Genomic DNA, 1,136 nt, shown 5'->3' with positions numbered 1-1,136 from the left:
TGACCTGCCCCCAGGATTAGATACAACCTTCAGTTAGTAATGTCGGTTGGTTTTTCTTCATATTTCCTGTTTCGCCAGTCCGTTGCGAATTCAGCTGGTGTCTGGTAATCCAGCGATGAATGGGGACGGCACTCGTTATAATCCTGCCGCCAGTCATTAATCGTTTTCCGGGCATGAAGAATATCGCTGAACCAGTGTTCATTCAGACACTCATCGCGAAAGCGTCCGTTAAAACTCTCAATAAATCCGTTCTGCGTTGGCTTACCTGGCTGGATAAGCCGTAGTTTTACACCATGCTCAGAGGCCCATTGATCGCGCGCGCGGCAGGTAAATTCCGGGCCCTGATCGGTTCTTATTGTCGCCGGATAGCCCCTAAACAGCGCGATGCTGTCCAGAATACGCGTGACCTGAACGCCTGAAATCCCGAAAGCAGCGGTGATCGTCAGACACTCCTTCGTGAAATCATCCACACAGGTCAGGCACTTGATCCTCCGGCCGTTGGCCAGTGCGTCCATAACGAAATCCATCGACCATGTCAGGTTCGGCGCATCCGGGCGCAGAAGCGGAAACCGTTCGGTTGCCAGCCCTTTACGGCGTCGTCTGCGTTTTACGCTCAGTCCATTAAGGTGGTCAATACGGTATACCCGCTTGTGACTGACGTGAAGGCCCTCCCGACGCAGCAGCTGCCAGATGCGGCGGTAGCCAAAACGCCTGCGCTCCAGTGCCAGTTCAGTGATGCGCCCTGATAAATGCGCATCAGCCGCCGGACGCTGAGCCTCGTAGCGGCAGGTCGACAGGGACAAACCAGTAAGCCTGCAGGCTCGACGTTGCGACAGACCGGTCGCATCACACATAAACTTAACGGCTTCCCGATTATGGTCTGTCATCAGTACTTTCGCCCCAGAGCCACCTGAAGCGCCTCCTTATCCAGCATGGCTTCGGCAAGCAGCTTCCTGAGGCGGGCGTTCTCCTCTTCAAGAGATTTAAGCCGCTTCACCTCAGGAACTTCCATGCCACCAAACTTCTTGCGCCAGGTGTAGAAAGTGGCATCGGAAATGGCGTGCTTACGGCAGAGCTCACGGGCAGAAACCCCGGCTTCCGCTTCGCGAAGAATACTGATGATCTGTTCGTCGGAA

Annotated in this window: 1 protein-coding gene; it reads right to left on the bottom strand. The window is 54.8% G+C overall.

Translation table 11 applies throughout. The features are described from left to right. Positions 1-29: 29 nt before the first annotated feature. Positions 30-1,136, bottom strand: a protein-coding gene (locus tag V5P19_RS22895; protein WP_334407811.1) for an IS3 family transposase whose coding sequence is annotated in 2 segments (ribosomal slippage) — positions 30-892 and positions 892-1,136 — 1,108 coding nt annotated over the 2 segments. Because the reading frame shifts where the segments join, the coding sequence is not laid out codon by codon here. This gene is flagged as partial in the annotation.

It is taken from the genome of Enterobacter sp. UNJFSC 003, from assembly GCF_036903355.1.
In the GTDB taxonomy this organism is placed as follows: domain Bacteria; phylum Pseudomonadota; class Gammaproteobacteria; order Enterobacterales; family Enterobacteriaceae; genus Enterobacter.
Note: the sequence above shows the minus strand (reverse complement) of the source record. Positions and strands in the feature narration are given on the sequence as shown.